Origin of the sequence: Microbacterium sp., from assembly GCF_047602155.1 — a bacterium.
Lineage (GTDB): Bacteria > Actinomycetota > Actinomycetes > Actinomycetales > Microbacteriaceae > Microbacterium.
In genome coordinates, this window is sequence record NZ_JASGHZ010000001.1 from 1,728,952 (window position 1) to 1,749,817 (window position 20,866).

The window sequence follows — 20,866 nt, forward strand, 5'->3', positions numbered from 1 at the left end:
TGCGAGGTTTCGCGGAGGGTGGAGCCTTGCGCGGGGGCGAGGCGACCGTATACGATCTGTTCAATAGTAGAACGTTATGTTCCAATATAGAACAGGATCGACGAAGATGCAGTTCCACCACCACGGTTACGTCTCTCAGGATCCCCGCGTGCTCCCGGCCGCCGGCACCGGCATCGACCGTCCGGCCGAGCTCCCGGACGAGATGGACGTGCTCATCGTCGGCTCCGGCCCCGCCGGCATGCTGCTGGCCGCCCAGCTGTCGCAGTTCCCCGACGTGACGACCCGCATCATCGAACGCCGCGACGGGCGGCTGCCCCTCGGCCAGGCCGACGGCATCCAGCCCCGCAGCGTCGAGACCTTCCAAGCGTTCGGGTTCGCCGAGCGCATCGTCGCCGAGGCCTACAACATCGGCTGGATGAACTTCTGGGGGCCCGACCCCCAGAACCCGCAGAACATCGTCCGCACCTCCCGCACCGAGGACTACGGCCTCAAGATCAGCGAGTTCCCGCACCTCATCGTCAACCAGGCGCGCGTGCTCGACTACTTCGCGGATGCCGCGCACAACGGCCCCGGCCGCATCGTGCCCGACTACGGCGTCGAGTTCCTCGGCCTCACCGTGCGCGACGGCGAATACCCCGTCGAGGTGCGCGTCCGGTACACCGCCGGTGCCCGCAGCGGCGAAGAGCGCATCGTCCGCGCCAAGTACGTCACCGGCTGCGACGGCGCGCGCAGCCGGGTGCGCGAGGCGATCGGCCGCAAGCACCTCGGCGGCATCTCGGCGCATGCCTGGGGCGTCATGGACATCATGGTCAACACCGACTTCCCCGACTGGCGCACCAAGTGCGCCATCAACTCCGAGGCGGGCAACATCCTGCACATCCCGCGCGAGGGCGGATACCTCTGCCGCGTCTACGTCGACCTCGGCGAGGTCGCCGAAGACGACAACCACGCGGTGCGGGCGACCCCCATCGAGGCGATCATCGCGAAGGCGAACGCCATCCTGCACCCCTACACGCTCGACGTGAAGGAGGTCGCCTGGTTCAGCGTCTACGAGGTCGGTCACCGCGTCACCGACCACTTCGACGACCGCGACGAGGATGCCGGTCGCGCGCCGCGCGTCTTCCTCACCGGCGACGCCTGCCACACGCACTCGGCGAAGGCCGGTCAGGGCATGAACGTGTCGATGCAGGACGGCTTCAACCTCGGCTGGAAGCTCGGATCGGTGCTCACCGGCCGTGCCCCGGCATCCTTGCTGGCGACGTACTCGTCGGAGCGGCAGCCGGTCGCCCAGCAGCTCATCGACTTCGACCGCGAATGGTCGAGCCTCATGGCGCGCAAGCCCGAGGAGATCTCCGACCCCGATGAGCTCGCGAACTACTACCTGGGCACGGCGGAGTTCCCGTCCGGGTTCATGACGCAGTACGGTCCGTCGATGATCACCGGGGATGCCGGTCATCAGAACCTCGCCGAGGGATTCCCGATCGGCAAGCGCTTCAAGAGCTCGACGGTCTCGCTCGTCGCCGACGGCAACGTCGTGCACCTGGGCCACCACGCCCGCGCCGACGGGCGCTGGCGCGTGTACGTCTTCGCCGACGCTCCGGCCGCGGGCGAGGCCTCCGGCGTGACCGGGTGGGCCGAGTGGGCATCGTCGCCCGCATCCCCGTTCGCGCGGTTCACGCCGGAAGGCGCCGACGTCGATGCCGTCTTCGACCTCAAGGTGATCTATCAGCAGGGCATCGAGGGCGTCGACCTGAACCGCGTGCCCGACATCTTCCGCCCGAAGACCGGGCCGCTCGGGCTCACCGACTGGGAGAAGGTGTTCGCGGCAGGCCCCAGCGTCTGGAGCCCGACCGACATCTTCGCCGAGCGCGGGCTGTCGCGCGACGGTGCGGTCGTCGTGGTGCGCCCCGACCAGTACGTCGCGCACGTGCTGCCGCTGGCCGCGACCGCCGAGCTGACGGCCTTCCTGGAGGGCGGCTTCCTCCCGGTCCGCTGATCGGGCGCCCGCCGATCGGGCGCTCTGGCGCGTCGGGGGTGGCACGGGCGCGGTCGGCGCGGTAGCGTAGGGGCAACGCACGGGCGAGCAGCGCGGGGGCGCTGCCGAAGCCGGGGGGCTTCTACGGACCGTGCGGACGACTGGGGGAGTCGCCATGAGGGGTATTGTCGCTGCATTTGTCGCGGTGTCCGTGGCTGTGGCTGGAGGGGCTGCGGCGTTCGCGTTCGCGCCGACGACAGAGGTCCGCGACGACGATGCGGTCGTCGTCGCGGATGACGTCACCGCGACGCGGGCCGAGTTCGCCGCGCCGGCCGCCGTGGCGCCGGCATCCGAGCCTGCCGCCGAGCCTGCGCAGAGCGTCGTCGAGCCGGCGGCGCAGGGCGCGGACGCCGCCGATGCCGCAGACGGCCCCGCGTCGGCACCCGCCGACGCGCGTCCCGACGCACCCGCCGGCCCGGCCGAGGAGGTCGCTGCGGCCGGCCCCTCCGACCAGTCCGTCGCGCGCCCGACCGCGCCCGACCCCGTCGAGACCTACGAATACACGGACTGGTCGGGCCCCGAGCCGTCGGCCGAACAGCCCGTCACGCAGCAGTCCCGCATCGTCACCCACACGCTCACGACGTGGGAGTACATCCTGACGGACGGCAGCTGGACTCTCGCCGGAGCCTCGTCGACCAGCTCGTGGACCGAGTCGCGCACGCTGTCCTTCGAGGCGATCTCCGACGCGGCGGACGACCCCGCTACCGCGGAGCCGACCGCCCCCGCCACCGTGGAGCCGACCACGGAGCCCGCCACGCCGTAACTCGGGCACCGCGCCGCACGGCGCGACCCGTCAGGAGTTCACGCGGATGATCTCCTGCTGGTACGGCGCGATGATCTCGTTCGAGATGCGGCAGTCCAGCAGGAGATAGGGGCGGTCGGATGCCGGCATCCGCGCCCATGCGTCGAGCGCCTCGAGGTCGGCGAGCTCCCGCACGACGACCCCCTGCGCGCCGACCGAGCGGGCGAGGCCGGCGAAGTCGACCTCGGGGATGAGCATCGGCGCGCGGGCGAGCCCCTGCAGCCCGTAGAGGGTGACCTCCGCGCCGTAGGCGGCGTCGTTCCACACCACCGCGAGCCCGCGGCCGCCGGCGACCCGGACGGCCGACTCGAGGTCGGCCAGTGCCATGAGGCCGCCGCCGTCGCCCGTCGTGAGCACGATCGTCGACTCGGGCTTGGCGAGCGCCGCGCCGGGCACCGACGGGAACCCGAGGCCGATCGACTGGTACGCCGTGCCGACCATCAGCAAGCGGTCGGGCGAGGCGACCGGCCAGAACATGTTCGCCCAGCCGATGAAGTGGCCGCCGTCGGAGACGACGACCCGGTCGCGCGTCGAGGCGTGCCCCTCCAGCAGCTCGCCGATGCGCGCCGCGACCGGGCGCGGGTCGAGGCGGCCGTCCGACGCGAACGGCGTGCCCGCGTCGCCGGCGTCGCGCCGGCGCGCCGCGGCGATGGAGGCGGCATCCCGCCACCGTTCGCGAGACACCGCGTCGGAGTCGAGCCGCAGGGCGAGCGCCTCCGCCACCAGCCGCGCGTCGCCGCGAAGGTAGCCGCCGACGTGCGGATGCGTCGCCGTCGGGGCGATGTCGACCTGGAACACGCGGGTGCCGGGCGAGAACAGTGCCCCGAACCGCATCGTGAACTGGTTGAGCCCCGCCCCGAACACGACGGCGACGTCGGCTTCTCCGGCGATGTCCATCGCGCCCTCCGCGCCGAACCCGCCCGTCACGCCGAGGTCGTACCGTGCGTCGGGGAAGATCCCGCGCCCGAGCGCGGTCGTCGCGGTGAGCGCTCCGGATGCCGCGGCCAGCGCCCCGAGCGCCGGCCCCGCACCGGCCCGCCATGCGCCGCGACCGGCCAGCAGCAGCGGGCGCTCTGCCTGCGCGAGGGCGGCGGCGATGTCGTCGAGTGTCCGCTCGGCGAACGGCGAGCCCGGCTGCAGCGATCCGGGCAGTGTCGGCGGGGCGGCAGGCCGCACGGGGCCGGCGTCGAGCGCCCCGACGTCGTAGGGAATCGCGAGCACGGTCGGCACGCGGTAGGACAGCGCGTGCTCGATGGCGATGACGGTGGTGGCAGCGGCATCCGCTCGCCCGACGGTGTAGGTGCGGGCGCCGACCGCCGACGCGAGGGCGATCTGGTCGACGTCCCAGGGCCGGGGCCCGACGTGGGCTCGTCACCGACGACGAGGATGAGCGGCACGCGCGCCTGCACCGCCTCGGCGAGCGCGGTCAGCGTGTTGGTGAACCCGGCGCCGTAGGTCGCGGTCGCCGCGGCGAGCCCGCCGCCCGCGCGGTGGTAGGCGTCGGCGGCGACGACGCCGCCGGCCTCGTGCCGTACGGCGGTGAAGTGGACGTCGGTGGAGCGCTCCAGGGCGTCGAGGAAGTGGGCGTTGCCGTTGCCCATCACCCCGAAGACGTGGTCGATGTGCGCGGCGAGGGTCTGGGCGACGTGCGCGGAGACGGTGGGCATGGGGTCCTCCGGAGACAGAGACGGTGATGGATCCGTATATGTCTGCGTGTGCCCCTTTTTCGAGCACCGGCGGCCTCATCGCCCTCCGGACCCCTCAATCCTACGCCCCCGCCCCCGCCCGCCCCCGCCCGCCCCCGCCCCCGCCCGCCCCCGCCCCCGCCCGCCCCCGCCCCCGCCGCCCGCCCTCCCGCCGCGCCGGCGTCACGCCGTCTCCCGCGTGAGAAACCACTTCCTGCGTGAGAAACCACAGCTGAAGTGGTTTCTCGGGCGGAAAGTGGTTTCTCACGCGGGTCGAGGGCGGCGCCGCGGGCGGGGCTGCGGGCGAGGGCGGCGGGCGGGGCGGCGGGCGAGGGCGGGGGTGCGCGCTGCGGCAAACCGAGCGCGCACGCGGTCAAGCACGCGGCGGCGGCGCGGTGCACAATGAGAGCAAGGGATGCGCGTCCGGCGCGCCCGCTGCTCTGCCGAAGGAGACACCGATGTCCGACTTCCCGACCGGCCTCAGCGAGGCCGAACTGCTCGATCGCGTTCAGGCGCCGGAGGGCGAGGGCCGCGAGATCCTCGACGCCGCCACCCGCGAGGTGCTCGGCCGGGCGCCGGTGCAGACCGCGGAAGACCTCGACGACGCCATCGCCCGCGCCAAGGCCGCGCAGCCCGGGTGGGAGGCGCTCGGGCACGAGAAGCGCATCGAACTGCTGCTCGCCGTCGCCGACGCGATCGAGGCCAACGCCGAAGGCCTGGCCCACCTGCTCTCGCGCGAACAGGGGAAGCCCCTGAACGGCCCGAACGCCCGCTTCGAAGTGGGCGCGTGCTCGGCGTGGCTGCGCGCCAACGCGGCGACCGTGCTCGAGCCGCAGATCCTTATCGACGACGAGAATCTGCACGCCGAGCTCGTCTACAAGGCGGCGGGCGTCGTGGGCGCGATCAGCCCGTGGAACTGGCCCATGATGATCTCCATCTGGCAGATCGGCCCCTCGCTGCGCATGGGCAACACCGTCGTCATCAAGCCGAGCGAGTACACGCCGCTCTGTGTGCTGGCGATGGTGTCGATCATGAACGAGGTGCTGCCGGCCGACGTGCTGATCGGCATCTCCGGCGGGCGTGAGGTCGGCGCGAGCCTGGCCGCGCATCCGGATGTCGCGAAGATCATGTTCACCGGCTCGACCGCGACCGGCCGCAAGATCATCGAGAGCTCGGCCGGCAACCTCGCCCGCCTCACGCTGGAGCTCGGCGGCAACGACGCCGGCATCGTGCTGCCGGGGACGGATGCCCAGGCCATCGCGCAGGATCTCTTCTGGGGCGCGTTCATCAACACCGGCCAGACCTGCGCCGCCATGAAGCGCCTGTACGTGCACGACTCGGTCTACGACGACGTCGTCGACGCGCTCGCCGAGGTCGCCGCGCAGATGCCGATGGGCGTCGGCCTCGACGAGAACAACGTGCTCGGACCGCTGCAGAACAAGGCGCAGTTCGACATCGTGTCGGGTCTCGTCGAGGACGCCAAGGCCCACGGCGCCCGCATCGTCACCGGCGGCGAGCCCGCCGCCGAGCTGGGCGAGCTGTTCTACCGCCCGACGATCGTCGCCGACGTCACCGACGGCGTCGCCATCGTCGACGAGGAGCAGTTCGGACCGGTGCTGCCCGTCATCCGTTACTCCGACGTCGACGACGCCTTCGCCCGCGCCAACGCGGCCGAGGTGGGCCTCGGCGCCTCCGTCTGGTCGAGCGACCCCGAGGAGGCGGCCCAGCACGCGACGCGCATGCAGTCGGGCACGGTGTGGATCAACTCGCACGGCGGCCTGCACCCGATGCTGCCCTTCGGCGGCGTCAAGGGCTCGGGCTACGGCCTGGAGTTCGGCGTCGAGGGTCTCAAGTCGGTCGCCGTGACCCAGGTGGTGAGCCGCCCGGGACGAAAGAGCTGAGGCCGGGGCGCGACCGGGCCGGACGCGCCAAGATGCAGGATCGGGTGTGACAGAAGTTGCCTCGACCCGCCTCGGCGGCGGGTTTTGTCACAGGTGATCCTGCATCCTGGCGCGGTGCCGACGGATGCCGAGGCCTCAGGCCGCGAACACCCGCCGGCCGGCGAACCAGGTCTCGAGCACGCGCGTGTCGATGATCTCGTCGGCGGGACCGGTGACGAAGTCGCGGTCGAGGATGACGAAGTCGGCCGACTTGCCGACCTCGAGCGAGCCCGTCACGTCGCCCAGCCCCATCGCGCGGGCCGCGTTGATGGAGAACACCTCGTGCGCCTCGGCGGCGGTGATGGCCTGGTCGGCCCCCAGCACGCCGGGCGCGCGGCGCAGCGGGTCGGCGCGCGTGACGAGCCCCTGCATGCCCTCGAACGGATTGGGTGACTCGCTGACCGGCCAGTCGGAGCCGCCCGCGACCAGCCCGCCGGCGTCGATGATCGACCGGTTGGGCTGCAGGTGCGCGACCCGATCGGCGCCGAGGACGTCGGTGAGGGCCTGCGCGATGACGCCCGGGAACCAGAGGAACGGCGAGATGTCGGCCGACACGTTCAGTCGCGGAAGCCGGGCGATGTCGTCGTCGGAGAGGAACTGGCCGTGGGCGATCTGGAACGCGGTCTCGGTGAAGCCCTCGCCGCGCAGGCGCTCGACGACGTCGAGCAGTAGGTGCGCCGTGCCGTCTCCCGTGCAGTGCACCTTGGCGCCGAGACCCCGCTCGGCGACCATGCGGAGCCAGCCGTAGAGCTCGTCGGCATCCATCGTCGTCGTGCCGTGGTAGTGCGCGCCGTGGATGTCGTCGGGCAGGTACGGGTCGAGGAACAGCGCCGTGCGCGCCGGCGGCACCCCGTCGAGGAAGATCTTGACGAAGTCGGGGCGGTGGTGCGTCGACCGGAATCTCCCGCCGAGGTCGACGAGCGGCTGGCCGACCGGCTCGAAGCCGAAGATCTCGTCGTTGATCGTCAGGCTCGACACGACCCACGCGTTGAGCTCGCCGGCCTCGTCGAGGGACTGCAGTGCGGCGAGGATCTCCTGTGACACGGCGGCATCCTGAAACGCCGTCACACCGTAGCCGCTGAGAAACTCCACGCCGCGGTGCGAGGCGCGGCGGTGCTGATCGGCCGTCAGACCCCCCGCCTCGGCGTGCACCCGCGCGACGACGACGCCGGCCGCCTCCAGCAGCACGCCGCTCGGCTCGCCGGCGTCGAGCAGCGTCACGCCCTCGGCGGGGATGCTGTCGGCCGAGATGCCGGCCAGTTCGAGTGCGCGTGAGTTGACCCACTTGTTGTGGTGGCTGTCGTCGGACAGCATCACCGGGCGGCCGCCGGCGGCCTCGTCGAGGCGGGCACGAACGGCCGAGCTGTTGAGCTCGTCCATGAGGGTGCTCGCCCACGAGCCGCCGGTGATCCACGCGTCGGGGGGCAGCGTGTCGGCATACGCGCGCACGACGTCGAGGAGCTCGTCGAGCCCGAGCGCGACCGAGAACGACAGCTCGTACAGGTCGGTGACGCCGGCCACCGCGTGGTGGTTGTGCACGTCGACGAAGCCGGGGTAGACGGCGGCGCCGGCGAGGTCACGCACCTCGGTGGCCTCGCCCCGGTGTGCGAGCACCTCGTCGGCGGTGCCTACCGCGAGCACCTTGCCGTCTGCGAAGGCCACGGCATCCGCCGTCGGCCGCGAACGGTCGGCGGTGCGCACGACGCCGCCGACGAGGATGAGGTCGGCCGCCACGGCTCAGCGCTCCAGCGCGCGCGCCGGGTCGTACTCGGCGGGGTGCACGGTGTTCGAGAGGAGCCGGCCGTGCGCGCCGAAGGTGAAATGGGTCGCCGTCGCGCCCTCGCCCTCACCGAACAGCACGCCGTGCGCGCGCAACGCCTTCTGGTCGCGGTGGTCGGCGATCGTGACAGACCCGCACGGGATGACCTTCTCGCGCCACGTGAACACGTAGATGCCGGGGCGCACGCGCCACACCGTGTTCTCGTCGGTGTCGGCCAGGCCCTGCTCGGGGCCGGCGAGGCACTGCCACGTGTACCAGTGCGGCGAGAGGTAGAGGTGCTCGTAGGCGTGCACGCTGGAGTACACCCACAGCACGCGGCGGCCGATGAGCTCGCCGGTCGGTGCCGGCGGCTCGCCCTTCTGCTCGAGCTCTTGGATGCGCCCGACGCCGAACAGGTGCTGCACGGCGACGTGCTCGCGTGTCTTCTCGCCGAGCACGCTCAGCACCGCGAGCGCGTAGCCGCTGCGCAGGTCGAGGATGAGGGAGACCGCCTCGTTCGGCAGGTAGTCGTGGTGGAACTGCGCGTAGTACAGATCCTCGTCGACGCGGATGACCTCGCACGCGTCGGTCTGCGCCGTCGCCGCGGTGTCATCGCCCGCGCCGGGCTGGTAGTCCCACGACACCGTGCCGTCGCCGAAGGTGTGCACGATGCGCGTGCCGCGGTCGTCGACGACGGTGAAGGTGCGTCCGTCGAGGTCGTGCGACAGCTCGGCCTTGCTCGCGTCGAAGCCCGGTGCGAGGCCGTCCAGCGGCAGCCAGGTGGACGTGTCGGACAGATTGACGCTCATGAGTTCTCCTTGATGATGGATGCCGGGTGGATGTGGACGTTACACGTTGGGTTCGGGGATGTGCGGGGCGTGATCGCCGTGGGCGACGTGCACGTTGAACTTCTCCAGGTCGGTGGCGAGGGCGTCGTACACGGCGGGCTTGGCGCTCTTGAGGTACGCGCCGTACGCGACGCCGCCGACGACGGCGAGGGCGAGCAGCCACGGCAGCAGCAGGATGACCGGGTTGTCGGTGCCGGCGACGATGTCGAAGTTGAAGATCGCCAGGGTCGCGATCGAGATGAGGCCGAGAAAGCCCAGGCCCGGCGCGACGAAGGTGCTCCACAGGCGGGGATCGCGCTGGCGGCGGAACCACACGACGATCGACAGGGCGGCGAGGGTCTGCAGCACGATGACCGACAGCGTGCCGATGCCGAGCATGGCGGGCACCACGACGGTGATGGAGTCGAGGCCGGCCAGGGCGAAGCAGCCCGCCACGATCGCGGCGAACGTGGCCTGCACGAGCCCCGCGAGCTGTGGTGCGCCGTTTGCGCGGGTGCGCGAGAGCGCGTGCGGCAGCACGCGGGCGCGACCGAGCGAGTACAGGTAGCGCGTCGCGGAGTTGTGGAAGGCGAGCATGGCGGCGAACAGACTCACCAGCAGCAGGACCGTCGCGATGATCGACATCGGCTCGCCGAGGTACTGCGCCACCAGCGAGAAGAAGAGGTCGCCGGCATCCAGGTGGTCGAGCGAGGCCTGCTGCGCGTTCGCGACGCCGGTGGCGCTGACGACCGCCCACGTCGAGACGCCCAGGATGAGGGCGATCGCGACGATGGCGGTGTAGGTCGCGCGCGGGACGGTCTTCAGGGGGTTCTTGGCCTCTTCGCTGAACAGGGCGGTCGCCTCGAACCCGAGGTAGCCGGTCGCGGCCAGCAGCAGGCCGATCGGCAGCGAACCGGAGAAGATCGCCGCCGGCCCGAACGCCGACACGTCGAAGCCGGTCTGCACGAGCACCGACACGTCGAAGACGACGAGGATCGCGGTCTCCAGCACGAGCGAGACGCCGAGGATCTTCGAGCTGAAGTCGACGCCGGTGCGGGCCATCCAGAAGCAGACCGCGATCGACAGCAGACCCCACAGGTACCAGTGCATGTCGAAGCCGGTGAGCTCGGCGATGATGATCTGCATGAAGAAGCCGCTCGTGCCGATCGTGCCGACGACGAACAGGTTGTAGCCGATCGTGGCGATGAGGCCCGCGATGAGCCCGCCGGTGCGGCCGAGGCCCTTCACGACGAACGCGTAGAAGCCGCCGGCGCTGGCCAGCTGCTTCGACATCTGCGCGTATCCGACCGCGAACAGCAGCAGGATGATCGCGACGATGAAGAACGACGCCGGGGCGCCGCCGCCGTTGCCCAGTGCGATCACCAGCGAGGCGACGACGACGATGCCGGTCAGCGGCGCCACTGCCGCGAGCACGAGGAAGACGATGGACGCGACGCCCAGTGCGTCGGGGCGCAGGGTGCCCTGCGTCGGGGACTGCTGATCTGACACGGTGGACTCCTTTGCCCGCTTCGGGTGCGCGCAGTAGTGGTCGGACGATGCTGTGCTGCGATTGTGCGCAGGTACGACTCTCCTCGCGTTGACATCCCGCGCACAAGGATGTTGTTCGCGTGCAGGATGAACGATCGGCATCCGCCGACGGCGGCAGGATGGCCTTCGAGAGGACGGTTCCGGTGGATCTTCAGATCGCGGGGCGTGCGGTGCTGATCACCGGCGCTGCGGGCGGCATCGGCGGTGCCGTGGCTGCGGAGCTCGCCGCGGAGGGTGCGCGGGTCGCGCTGGTCGATCGCGTCGCTCCCGCCGAGGGTGCCGCGCGGCTGCGCGCCGCGGGCGCGGAGGCGATCGCGCTGGCTGCGGATGCGACGTCCGCCTCTGCCGTCGCGGCGGCCGTGGCGGGGGTGGTCTCGGCGTTCGGCGGCCTCGACATCGTGGTCGGCTGCGCGGGGATCTCCGGCCCGGTCGGCACCGGCCTGGTCGAGACCGAGCCGGCGCAGTGGGAGCAGGTGTTCGCCGTCAACGTGACGGGGTCGTTCCTGCTGCTGCGCGCCGCGCTGCCGGTGCTCGAGCGCTCGGGCGCGCCGGCGGTCGTCTTCGTCGCGAGCGATTCGGCGCTCGTCGTCGCACCCGGGATGGCGGCGTACTGCGCGTCGAAGGCGGCGCTGCTGCAGCTCGTGCGGGCGGCGTCGGTGGAGCATCCGCGGGTGCGGATCAACGCGGTCTGCCCGTCGATCGTCGACACGCCGATGAGCCGGGGCGACCTCGGGATCGACGGCGTCGACGGGTTCGCGGGCTTCGACTTCCCGGTGCAGACGGCGGCGGAGGTCGCCGCGGAGATCGCGTTCCTCGTCTCGCCGCGGGCGCGCGCCGTGGATGCCGCGGCGCTCGTCAGCGACTTCGGGTATTCCGCCCGGTCGAACTTCCCCGCCTAGATCTGGAGGACAGTGTCATGGCTTTTGCAGGCAGCAGCATCGAAGGAGAGGTCGTCGTCATCACCGGCGGCGGGACCGGCATCGGGGCGGCGATCGCCGAGCGCTTCGCCGCCGAGGGCGCACAGGTCGTCGTGGTGGGGCGCCGGCGCGAGCCGCTGGAGCAGGTCGCCGCCGCGACCGGCGCGCACGTCGTCGTCGCCGACGCCGCCGACACCGCCGGGGTGCGCGCGGGGGTCGCCGAGGTGCGGGAGCGGTTCGGGCGCATCGACGTGCTCGTCAACAACGCCGGCGGCCACGGGTTCGCGACGGTGGGTGACACGGAGGATGCCGACTGGGAGGCGTCGCTGCGGGCGAACCTGACGACGGCGTTCACGATGACCCGTGAGGCGCTGCCCGCGCTGCGTGCGTCGGGCCGGGGCCGGGTCGTGGTGGTGTCGTCGCTGTCGGGGCTGTTCGCCGGGCCCTCGGTGGCCGGGTACACGGTCGGCAAGCACGCGCTGATCGGCCTGACGCGCTCGCTGGCCCGGGACTACGGGCGCGACGGGGTGCGGGTCAACGCGATCTGCCCGGGCTGGGTGCGCACGCCGATGGCCGATGCCGAGATGGACGAGTTCGCCGGTCACGCCGGACTGCACGACCGGGACACGGCGTATGCGACGGTGACGCGCGACGTGCCGCTGGGCCGGCCCGCCGACCCCGCCGAGATCGCGTCGGTCGTGCGGTTCCTGGGTTCGGGCGAGTCGTCGTACATGACCGGCGCCGTGCTCGTCGTCGACGGCGGCGCCCACATCGTCGATCTCCCCACGACCGCGTTCGAGCACGCCGGCATGTAGCGACGGGAGGCCGGGGCGTTTCGTCTCGCTTCGCTCGCTCAACGACCGGATGACTCCCGGTCGTTGAGCGAGCGAAAGGCGTCACCCCCCGGTCGTTGAGCGAGCGAGCGCAGCGAGCGAGACGAAACGCGCCACGCCCACAGGCGGCTTCGCCGCCCTCAGGCCGCGTGCCGGTAGGCGTTGGGGGAGACCCCGTAGGCCGACTTGAAGGCGCGGCTGAAGTGCGCGGCATCCGCGAAGCCCCAGCGGGCGCCGATGGCGGCGACCGGTCGCTCGGCGAGCATCGGCTCGAGCAGGTCGCGCCGGCAGCGCTCCAGGCGCCGGCTGCGCACGACCGCCGAGACGGTCGTGCCCGACTCGTGGAACAGCGAGTGCAGGTGGCGCACCGAGATGTAGTGCGCGGCGGCGATGGCTCCGGGCGTCAGATCGGCCGTGTCGAGGTGCTCGTCGATGTACCCGTGGATGCGGTGCAGCAGCGTGCGGCGCGGATCGGCCGCCGCGCCCTCGAACCCCAGCTCGTGCACGAGCGCCGTCGTGACGAGGTCGACCGCGGTGTGCGCGAGGCGGACACCGGCCGCTCCGGTGAGCTCGTCCATGCGCGCGCCCAGGCGCGCGAGAAACGGCGCGACGATGGCGCCGAGGCCCGTGTCGCCGGCCAGTCGCGTCGCGGTGAGCTCGTGCATCGCCTCGTGCGACAGGGTGGTGACCTCGTACGGGAACATCAGCACGAGCGTGCGGAAGTCGCGGTCGAAGCCCAGCGTGTACGGGCGGCTCGTGTCGTAGATCGCGAAGTCGCCCTCGCGCAGCACCGCCTCGCGGCCGTCCTGGATCAGCAGGCCCGATCCCGCGAGCAGGAGGCTCACCTTGTAGGCGCCGCGCGGCGAGCGCGCGATGAGCTCGGGGGTCCGCGTGACGGTGTGCGCCGTCGCGCCGACCTCGGTGAGGTGGATGCCGTCGGCGCACGCCCCGCGGATCACCCCGTGCAGGGAGGGCCGGTCGCTGTCGATCCGGAGCGGCACGAACGACTCGCTGACGGCCGTGCGGAAGTGGTCGATGTCATCGACTCGGATGGTGCTGACGGTGGAGATCGCGGAGATATTCGACATGGGAGCCCCTCGCCTCGTCGCGGATGGTGCAGTCGCAGTGACTGACATCATCCTTTTTATCGGACGCTTGTAGGACCAAAGAGTCGGGATTGTTACGGGGATGTGACATTTGGCTGGGGACGGCGGATGCCGGCATCCCGCGTCAGCGCAGCATCTCCAGCGCGGCATCGAGCATGGCGATCATGCGCTCGGGCCGCGTGGTGTCGGGCAGCAGCACGCCGGTCGCCTGCACGCCGGTCAGGAGCGCGATGAGCCCGTCGGCGGCGGCCCGGGCATCGAGATCCGGGCGGACCTCACCGGCGACGAGCGCCTGCGCCAGCAGCTCGGCGAACTGGGCGCGCCACTGGTCCATCATCGCCCGGAACAGCGCGGCCATGTCCTCGTTGGTCGCCGCGTGCTCGAGGAAGGGGATGACGATGCGCGCCTCGAGCAGCCGTTCCTCGTCGATCGGCAGGGTCTGCAGCAGGAACGCCCGCAGCGCGGCCGCCCCGGTCACCTCGCCGCCTGCGCGGTAGCGGGCGTTCGTCGCATCGACCACGTGCTGGAAGGCCGCCGTGAGGATCGCGAGCTTGTTCGGGAAGTAGTGCGTGATGGTCCCGTTCGCGAGCCCCAGTTCGCGCGCGAGCTCGCGCATGGTCATCGCCTCGATGCCGCGCTCGGCGATCAGTCGCCAGGTGGCCTGAACGATCTCGGCGCGCTTGTCGGCGTGGTTGACGAGTCGTGGCACGAAGCCATCCTCTCAGCCGGCGAGCTCCTGCTGGTCCCGGCGCTGCCGGCGCCGGGCGCTGGAGGCGATCGAGCGGGCGACCGCCTGCTGGATGCCGCGGTCGAGGCCGACGGCGAGCACCAGGGTGAGGCCGACGAGGATCGTCTGCACGTACGCCGAGATGCCGAGGATCACGAGCCCGTTCTTCAGCACGCCGACGAACGCGAGGCCGTACAGCACGCTGCGGATGCGGCCGGAGCCGCCCTCGAAGGCCACGCCGCCCAGCAGCACCACGGTGAGGGCGTCGAGCTCCATGCCCGACCCGACGACGGGGCTGACCGCGCCGAGCTTCGCGGCCAGCAGCAGGCCGACGAACCCGGCGACGGCGCCCGTGACGACGTAGGTGCTCACGCGGATGTCGTGCACCTTCAGGCCCATCAGCTGCGACGCCCGCAGGTTGCCGCCGACCGCGAGGATCTCGCGCCCGCGGGTGGTGTGGTTGAGCACCCACCACGCGACGACGATCGCCACGACGAGCAGGATGATCTGGATGCGGATGCCGAGCGGCGCGAGGGATCCGAGCGACGTGAACTCCTTCGGCAGCCCGCTGACCGTCTTGCCGTTCGTGAGGAAGAGCGCGAGCCCGCTCCAGGCGCTCATGAAACCGAGGGTGACGACGAACGAGTTCAGCCCCAGGATCGAGATGAGCGTGCCGTTGATGATGCCGGCGACCGCCCCGACGACGACGCCGACCACGATCCCCAGGAGCGCCGAGCCGGTCGCGACCATCGTGAGCCCGCCGGTAACCGCGGCGAGCGTCGCGGTCGAGCCGACCGACAGGTCGACGTTGGCCTGCATGACGAGGAACGCCACCGGGAGGGCGATGAGCCCGAGCTCGGCGATCTGCAGCACGATGGTCTGCACGTTGCCGATGGAGATGAAGCGCGGGTTGAGCACGGCGAACAGCACGATGAGCAGGATGAGGGCGATGAGCACCCCGTTCTGCACGAGCAGGAGCCGGATTCGTTCAGCAGTGATACGTGGCATAGCGTTCTACGCTGCGGCGAGCTCGAGCAACGAGCGCAGCAGCTCCTCCTCCATGTCGGGGCCAGTGGGGATCTCGGCGGCGCGGTCGGAATAGATGACGTAGGCGCGATCGCACATGCGCGCGATCTCGTCGGATTCGGAGGAGGCGACCACGACGGTCACGCCCGTCGCGGCGAGGGCCCGCAGAGCCCGCACGATGTCGTTCTTCGCGCCGATGTCGACGCCCTGCGTGGGCTGGTTCAGCAGCAGCACCCGCGGCTTCTTCGCGAACATCCAGCGCGCGAGCAGGTGCTTCTGCTTGTTGCCGCCGCTGAAGGCGCCCATCGGGGCGGTGCCGCCCGGGCCGACCATCTTCATCGCGTCGCGGCCCGCCTGGTAGGGCTGCTCGCCGGTCTTCGCGCCGATCCAGCCGACGCGCGACAGCCCGCGCAGCCACGGCAGCAGGGCGTTCTCCCGGGCGTTGAGGTTGAACAGCAGTCCATCCGACTCGCGGTCGGCCGGCGACATGAACACACCGGCGGAGATGGCCGCCGTGGGCGAGCGGGGCGCGAACGGGCGGCCGTCGAGCGTGTAGTGCAGGTGCTCCGCCACGGCGCGGTGCCGCCAGCCGAAGACGCTCTCGGTGATGGCGAACTGGCCGCCGGCGGCCATGCCGAACAGGCCCACGATCTCGCCGGCGCAAAACCGCATCGACACCGGTCCGGATGCCGTCAGCACCTCGTCGCCGACCTCGGCCGCGGTGTGCGCTTCGAGATCCTGGAAGTCGGGGGCGAGGGCGATCGCGAGGTCGCGGATGCCGAGCTCGGCGGCCGGCTGGTCGCGCACGAGCCGGCCGGCGTTGAACACGACGACGCGCGTGCAGACGTCGAGGATGTCGGGGAGGCGATGCGAGACGTACACGATCGTGGTGCCCTCCGCCGCGAAGCTGCGGATGAGGTCGTGCAGCGTCTCGGTCTCGGCGGCTCCCAGCGCGGCGGTCGGCTCGTCGAGGAAGAGCACCTTCATGTCGCCGCGCACGAGACCCCGCGCGAGGTCGACGAGCTGACGCTGTCCCACCGGGAGGACGGCCACGAGCGTGTCGAGATCGAGCGCGCCCAGGCCGACGCGCTCCAGCGCCGCGCGGGCGATCGCCTTGCGGCCCTGGCGGGGCACGTGACGCTGGCCGAGGAAGAGGTTATCGGACACCGACAGCGTGCCCACCAGGGCGGGCTCCTGGCTGACGACGGTGACTCCGAGGGCGGCGACCGCGGCCGGGGTCGGGTTCACGACCCGCTCGTCGTCGACCTCGTAGTAGCCGCCGGTGGGCTTGAGCACCCCCGCGGCCACGTTGATGACGGTGGACTTGCCGGCGCCGTTGTGGCCCAGCAGGCCCACGATCTCGCCGGGCTCGATCGCGAAGTCGATGCTGTCCAGCGCGCGGGTCGCGCCGAAGTCGACCGTGACGTCGCGGAAGGCGATGCGTGCCATGATGCTCCTCCGGTGCGGATGACGCTGCGGGATGGTGCGGTGTGGTGTGGTGCGGTGCGGGCGGGGCGTCGCCGGAATGCCGGGACGCCCCGCCCGGCCGTTCAGCCGTTGTTGGCGAAGTCGCCGACGTTGTCGGCCGTCACCTGCGTCACGCCGACCGTGATGTTGTCCGGCTTCTCGCCGGCGGCGACCGCCAGCAGCAGATCGACGTTGGCCTGGGCCAGGCCCTCGGCCCGCCACGCGAACGACGTCTTCCACATGTCGGTCTTGCTCTCGATGAGCTGCAGCACCTCGGCGTTCGCATCGGTCGCCGAGACGTAGTAGCCCTCGGCATCCGCGGCGACACCCGAGTCGATGAGCGCCTGGCGGGCGCCGAGCACCATGTCGGCGCCGATACCCAGCCACACCTTGGTGTCGGGGTCTGCCGTCAGCTGGCTCTGCGCGACGCTGTACCCCACGTCGCGGGTCGTCGCCTCCAGCGGGTAGACCTTCACCTTCGCGTCGGTGGACTGCACGCCCTCGGTGAGGCCCTTCAGCTGGTCGATGCCCAGCTGCGTCTGCGTGTCGGCCAGGAGGGCGACGGAGACCTCGGTGGTGCCGTACTCGTCGGCGATCCACTTGCCGGCGGCCTCGCCGACGGCGAAGCCCGCGTCGTAGTTGGAGATCTCGGTCGTCGCCGTCACGCCGTCCCACGTCACCGCGTAGCTGACGATCGGGATGCCGGCGGTCGTCGCGTCGGCGGTGACATTGGCCATCGAGGCGGCGTCGACCGGGAAGCCGCCGATCGCCTTGACGTCGCCGCGCGAGATCCACGACTGCCAGTCGTTGACCTGCGTCTGCACGTCGAAGGAGGGGTTGTCGGTGAGGAACTCGTAACCGGCCGCCTCCACGAGCGGCTTCATGAGCTCGAGCTGCGACGCCCAGATCGCGACGTCCTGCGACGCGAAGCTCCAGGCGATCGCGCCCTTGGCGGCGTCGCCGGTCGCGTCGTCCGTGCCGCCGCTGCCGTCGGACGAGCATCCGGTCAGGGCGGTGAGGGCCATCAGGGCGGCGGCTGCCACTGCTGCTGTGCGGGTCCGTGCCTTCATGTGCGGGAATCCTCTCGGGATGGGTGGTGCTGGCCATCTTGAGTCGGGCGCCCGCGTCGTTCAAGGGGCCGGGAGGATTTCCGCGTGTTCAGTCAACCGCCGTGCCGTGCGTGGCAAGTGTCGCCACCGACATCACCGGCAGGATCAGCGATGTCCCGCGACAGAAGACCGCCGGTGGGGGCGACGGCGGAGGCCGCGTGGAAAAGCGCAGCATCCGCCTCGCTGGCCGGGGTGTAGAGCACCAGCTGGAGGTCCGGCCGGTCGGAGGGGCGGACCTGGTGGTGTTCGAAGGTCACTGCGCCCGCGTCGAGGTGAAATATCCGTGCGCGCGATGCGAAGCCGCCGACGTCGTAGCTGCGCCACCACTCCCGGAACTCCCCGCTGCGCTCGGACAGCGCCGTCACGAGCTGGGTCAAGGCGGGATCGGTCAGCCGATGCGCGGTCTCGGCGCGGAACTCCGCCAGGAAGCGTCGACTGGTGACGTGCCAGTCGTCCAGCAGCTCGCGCAGGTGCGGGTCGGTGAACAGCAGCCACAGCAGGTTGCGCTCGGCCGGGGCGACCTCGGCGATTCGGGGGTACAGCAGCTCGTAGGCGCCGTTCCACCCCGCGACGCCCCAGTCCGGCGTGAGCGCGTACGCGGGGTGGTCGAGAGCGTCGAGCAGTCGCTGCACGTGCGCGGGTGCGGGTTCGACGTGCACGGGGAGGGCCGGGGCGTACCCCGCCAACGACAGCACGTAGGCATGCTCCGCGTCGGTCAGCCGCAGCGCGTCGGCCACGGCGCCGAGCACCTGACGCGACGGTGTGATGTCCCGCCCCTGCTCCAGCCACGTGTACCAGGTCATGCTCACGCCGGAGGCGACCGACACCTCCTCGCGGCGCAGGCCGACGCGCGTGCCGCGCGTCCCGGGTGGCAGCGAGAGCGTCTCGCGGGACAACTGCTCGCGGCGCGCGCGCAGAAATGCGCCGAGCTCTTTGCGACGCTCGTGCTCCTGCGGCATCCTCCGATGGTAGTACCCGCTGCTCGTTCCCCGGTGCTAGTGCTCTGAGCACTAGCACCGGAGAAGCCTCTGCGAATCCGCCGCCATGGGGCACAGTGGTGCCATGCCCCATCTTCGCTCTCGTACCGTCACCCACGGCCGCAACATGGCTGGCGCACGTGCACTGCTGCGCGCCGCCGGCGTCGACGCCGGAGACTTCGGCAAGCCGATCGTTGCGGTCGCCAACAGCTTCACCGAGTTCGTGCCCGGTCACACCCACCTCCAGCCGGTCGGTCGCATCGTCTCCGATGCCGTCAAGGCCGCCGGCGGCATTCCGCGCGAGTTCAACACGATCGCCGTCGACGACGGCATCGCGATGGGGCACAGCGGCATGCTGTATTCCCTGCCCTCGCGGGACCTGATCGCCGACTCCGTGGAGTACATGGTCAACGCACACCAGGCCGACGCCCTGGTGTGCATCTCCAACTGCGACAAGATCACCCCCGGCATGCTCATGGCGGCGCTGCGGCTGAACATCCCCACCGTCTTCGTCTCCGGCGGGCCCATGGAGTCGGGTCGCGCAACGCTGACAGGCGGCACCGTGCGCACCCTCGACCTCGTCGACGCGATCTCCGAGGCGGTCAACGAGAACGTCTCCGACGCCGACATCCAGCGCATCGAGGAGTCGGCGTGCCCGACGTGCGGATCGTGTTCGGGCATGTTCACCGCCAACTCGATGAACTGCCTCACCGAGGCGATGGGGCTGTCGCTGCCCGGCAACGGGTCGACCCTGGCCACCCACACCGCACGCCGCGCGCTCTACGAAGACGCGGGAGCACTGGTCGTCGCGCTCGCACACCGCTACTACGACAACGACGACGCGTCGGTGCTGCCGCGCAACATCGCCACTCACGCCGCGTTCGGCAACGCGATGGCGCTGGATATCGCGATGGGCGGGTCGACCAACACGATCCTGCACCTGCTCGCCGCGGCGCACGAGGCCGGCATCGACTTCGGGCTCGACGACATCGACGCGGTGTCGCGCCGCGTGCCGTGCCTGGCCAAGGTGGCGCCGAACGTGGCAGGCAGCCGCACCTACTACATGGAGGACGTCCACCGCGCCGGCGGCGTCCCCGCGATCCTCGGCGAACTGCGTCGCGCCGGGCTCCTCGACGAGGCCGTCCACGCCGTCCACGCCGGTTCGCTCGCCGAGTGGCTCGACGAGTGGGACGTGCGCGGCGGCGCCGCGACCGAGAAGGCGCTGCAGTTGTGGCACGCCGCCCCCGCGGGGCGACGCTCCTCGTCGGCATTCTCGCAATCGGAGAGCTGGGCCGATCTCGACGCGGATGCCGCCACGGGCTGCATCCGCGACGCCGCCCACGCCTACTCGGTCGACGGCGGCCTGGCGGTGCTGCGCGGCAACATCGCCCCCGACGGTGCCGTCGTCAAGACCGCCGGGGTCGACCCGTCGATCTGGACCTTCTCCGGCCCCGCCGTGGTGTGCGAGTCGCAGGAAGAGGCGGTGGAGAAGATCCTCGCCAAGAAGGTCGCCGCCGGCGACGTCGTCGTCATCCGCTACGAGGCCCCAAGGGAGGCCCCGGCATGCAGGAGATGCTGTACCCGACGTCGTTCCTCAAGGGTCGCGGGCTCGGCAAGCTGTGCGCACTGATCACCGACGGCCGCTTCTCCGGCGGCACGTCGGGACTGTCCATCGGGCATGTCTCCCCGGAGGCGGCCTCGGGCGGGCTCATCGCCCTCGTCGAGGACGGCGACATCGTCCGCATCGACATCCCCACCCGTGAGATCGCCCTCGATGTTCCGGAGGCGGTGCTCGAGGAGCGCCGGGAGCGCCTGCTCGCCACCGGCGGCTATCGTCCGCGCACGCGCGAACGGGTCGTCTCCCCGGCGCTGCGCGCCTACGCCGTCATGGCGCAGTCGGCCGACAAGGGCGCCGTGCGCGATGTGGATGCCGTCGAGGCCGCGGTGGCCGCGCGGGCCGCGGAACCCGTGTTGCGGTAGGAGGGCGGCGCTCGACGCGCTCTCGCGATCGTACGCGCCGGGACATCCGTACCGCACTGCACGACAACGCGACCGGCATCCGCCGGCGCGAAAATGGCGTCGACCGCCCCCGTAGACGAAGGATGCCC

The 20,866-nt window shown here is 71.4% G+C and carries 14 protein-coding genes and 2 pseudogenes; 6 read left to right on the forward strand and 10 right to left on the reverse strand.

Going from position 1 to position 20,866, the window contains the following annotated elements; all coding sequences use genetic code 11:
* Positions 1 to 106: 106 nt before the first annotated feature.
* A complete protein-coding gene (locus QM720_RS07895; RefSeq protein WP_415125566.1) occupies positions 107 to 1,996 on the forward strand; it encodes an FAD-binding monooxygenase in 1,890 nt (629 codons plus the stop codon).
* 184 nt (positions 1,997 to 2,180) lie between these two features.
* Positions 2,181 to 2,798: a hypothetical protein gene (locus tag QM720_RS07900; protein WP_415125567.1), complete on the forward strand. Its 618-nt coding sequence runs from the start codon at positions 2,181 to 2,183 to the stop codon at positions 2,796 to 2,798.
* Between the two features lie 30 nt (positions 2,799 to 2,828).
* On the opposite strand, the pseudogene QM720_RS07905 reads toward QM720_RS07900, so the two are convergent.
* Positions 2,829 to 4,504: pseudogene (locus tag QM720_RS07905) on the reverse strand (thiamine pyrophosphate-binding protein).
* Positions 4,505 to 4,980: 476 nt separating this feature from the next.
* On the opposite strand from QM720_RS07905, the gene QM720_RS07910 reads away from it, so the two are divergent.
* Positions 4,981 to 6,423 carry an aldehyde dehydrogenase family protein gene (locus QM720_RS07910; protein ID WP_415125568.1) on the forward strand — a complete coding sequence of 481 codons (1,443 nt, stop codon included), beginning with the start codon at positions 4,981 to 4,983 and terminating at the stop codon, positions 6,421 to 6,423.
* Between the two features lie 135 nt (positions 6,424 to 6,558).
* On the opposite strand, the gene QM720_RS07915 is transcribed toward QM720_RS07910, so the two are convergent.
* Genes QM720_RS07915 through QM720_RS07925 form a run of 3 tightly spaced genes read right to left on the reverse strand, consistent with a single transcriptional unit; the run spans position 6,559 to position 10,557 of the window.
* Entirely contained in the window at positions 6,559 to 8,196 is a 1,638-nt protein-coding gene (locus QM720_RS07915) for an amidohydrolase (protein WP_415125569.1), read from the reverse strand.
* 3 nt (positions 8,197 to 8,199) lie between these two features.
* A complete protein-coding gene (locus QM720_RS07920; RefSeq protein ID WP_415125570.1) occupies positions 8,200 to 9,030 on the reverse strand; it encodes a molybdenum cofactor biosynthesis F family protein in 831 nt (276 codons plus the stop codon).
* Between the two features lie 39 nt (positions 9,031 to 9,069).
* Positions 9,070 to 10,557, reverse strand: a complete 1,488-nt coding sequence (locus QM720_RS07925; RefSeq protein ID WP_415125571.1) for an APC family permease — start codon at positions 10,555 to 10,557, stop codon at positions 9,070 to 9,072.
* A gap of 119 nt (positions 10,558 to 10,676) precedes the next feature.
* Between QM720_RS07925 and QM720_RS07930 the strand changes: the two genes are divergently transcribed.
* Both QM720_RS07930 and QM720_RS07935 read left to right on the forward strand, forming a co-directional pair.
* On the forward strand, positions 10,677 to 11,495 hold the full coding sequence (locus QM720_RS07930) for an SDR family oxidoreductase (RefSeq protein ID WP_415125572.1): 819 nt from the start codon (positions 10,677 to 10,679) through the stop codon (positions 11,493 to 11,495).
* Between the two features lie 17 nt (positions 11,496 to 11,512).
* Positions 11,513 to 12,328 carry an SDR family NAD(P)-dependent oxidoreductase gene (locus QM720_RS07935; protein ID WP_415125573.1) on the forward strand — a complete coding sequence of 272 codons (816 nt, stop codon included), beginning with the start codon at positions 11,513 to 11,515 and terminating at the stop codon, positions 12,326 to 12,328.
* 158 nt (positions 12,329 to 12,486) lie between these two features.
* On the opposite strand, the gene QM720_RS07940 is transcribed toward QM720_RS07935, so the two are convergent.
* The 6 genes from QM720_RS07940 to QM720_RS07965 form a co-directional block, all read right to left on the reverse strand.
* Positions 12,487 to 13,434 (reverse strand): helix-turn-helix domain-containing protein, encoded by a 948-nt coding sequence (locus QM720_RS07940; protein WP_415125574.1) that lies wholly within the window; start codon positions 13,432 to 13,434, stop codon positions 12,487 to 12,489.
* 142 nt (positions 13,435 to 13,576) lie between these two features.
* Positions 13,577 to 14,161 carry a TetR/AcrR family transcriptional regulator gene (locus tag QM720_RS07945; protein ID WP_415125575.1) on the reverse strand — a complete coding sequence of 195 codons (585 nt, stop codon included), beginning with the start codon at positions 14,159 to 14,161 and terminating at the stop codon, positions 13,577 to 13,579.
* Between the two features lie 12 nt (positions 14,162 to 14,173).
* Complete coding sequence (locus QM720_RS07950) at positions 14,174 to 15,187, reverse strand: ABC transporter permease (RefSeq protein ID WP_415125576.1); 1,014 nt, start codon at positions 15,185 to 15,187, stop codon at positions 14,174 to 14,176.
* A 6-nt stretch (positions 15,188 to 15,193) separates the two neighbouring features.
* Positions 15,194 to 16,654 carry an ATP-binding cassette domain-containing protein gene (locus QM720_RS07955; protein ID WP_415125577.1) on the reverse strand — a complete coding sequence of 487 codons (1,461 nt, stop codon included), beginning with the start codon at positions 16,652 to 16,654 and terminating at the stop codon, positions 15,194 to 15,196.
* Positions 16,655 to 16,755: 101 nt separating this feature from the next.
* Positions 16,756 to 17,742, reverse strand: coding sequence for a sugar ABC transporter substrate-binding protein (locus QM720_RS07960; RefSeq protein WP_415125578.1), 987 nt, complete (start codon positions 17,740 to 17,742; stop codon positions 16,756 to 16,758).
* Positions 17,743 to 17,834: 92 nt separating this feature from the next.
* Positions 17,835 to 18,740 (reverse strand): helix-turn-helix transcriptional regulator, encoded by a 906-nt coding sequence (locus tag QM720_RS07965; RefSeq protein WP_415125579.1) that lies wholly within the window; start codon positions 18,738 to 18,740, stop codon positions 17,835 to 17,837.
* A 103-nt stretch (positions 18,741 to 18,843) separates the two neighbouring features.
* Here QM720_RS07965 and ilvD point away from each other — a divergent pair.
* A pseudogene (gene ilvD, locus QM720_RS07970) lies at positions 18,844 to 20,738 on the forward strand (dihydroxy-acid dehydratase).
* Positions 20,739 to 20,866: the final 128 nt, after the last annotated feature.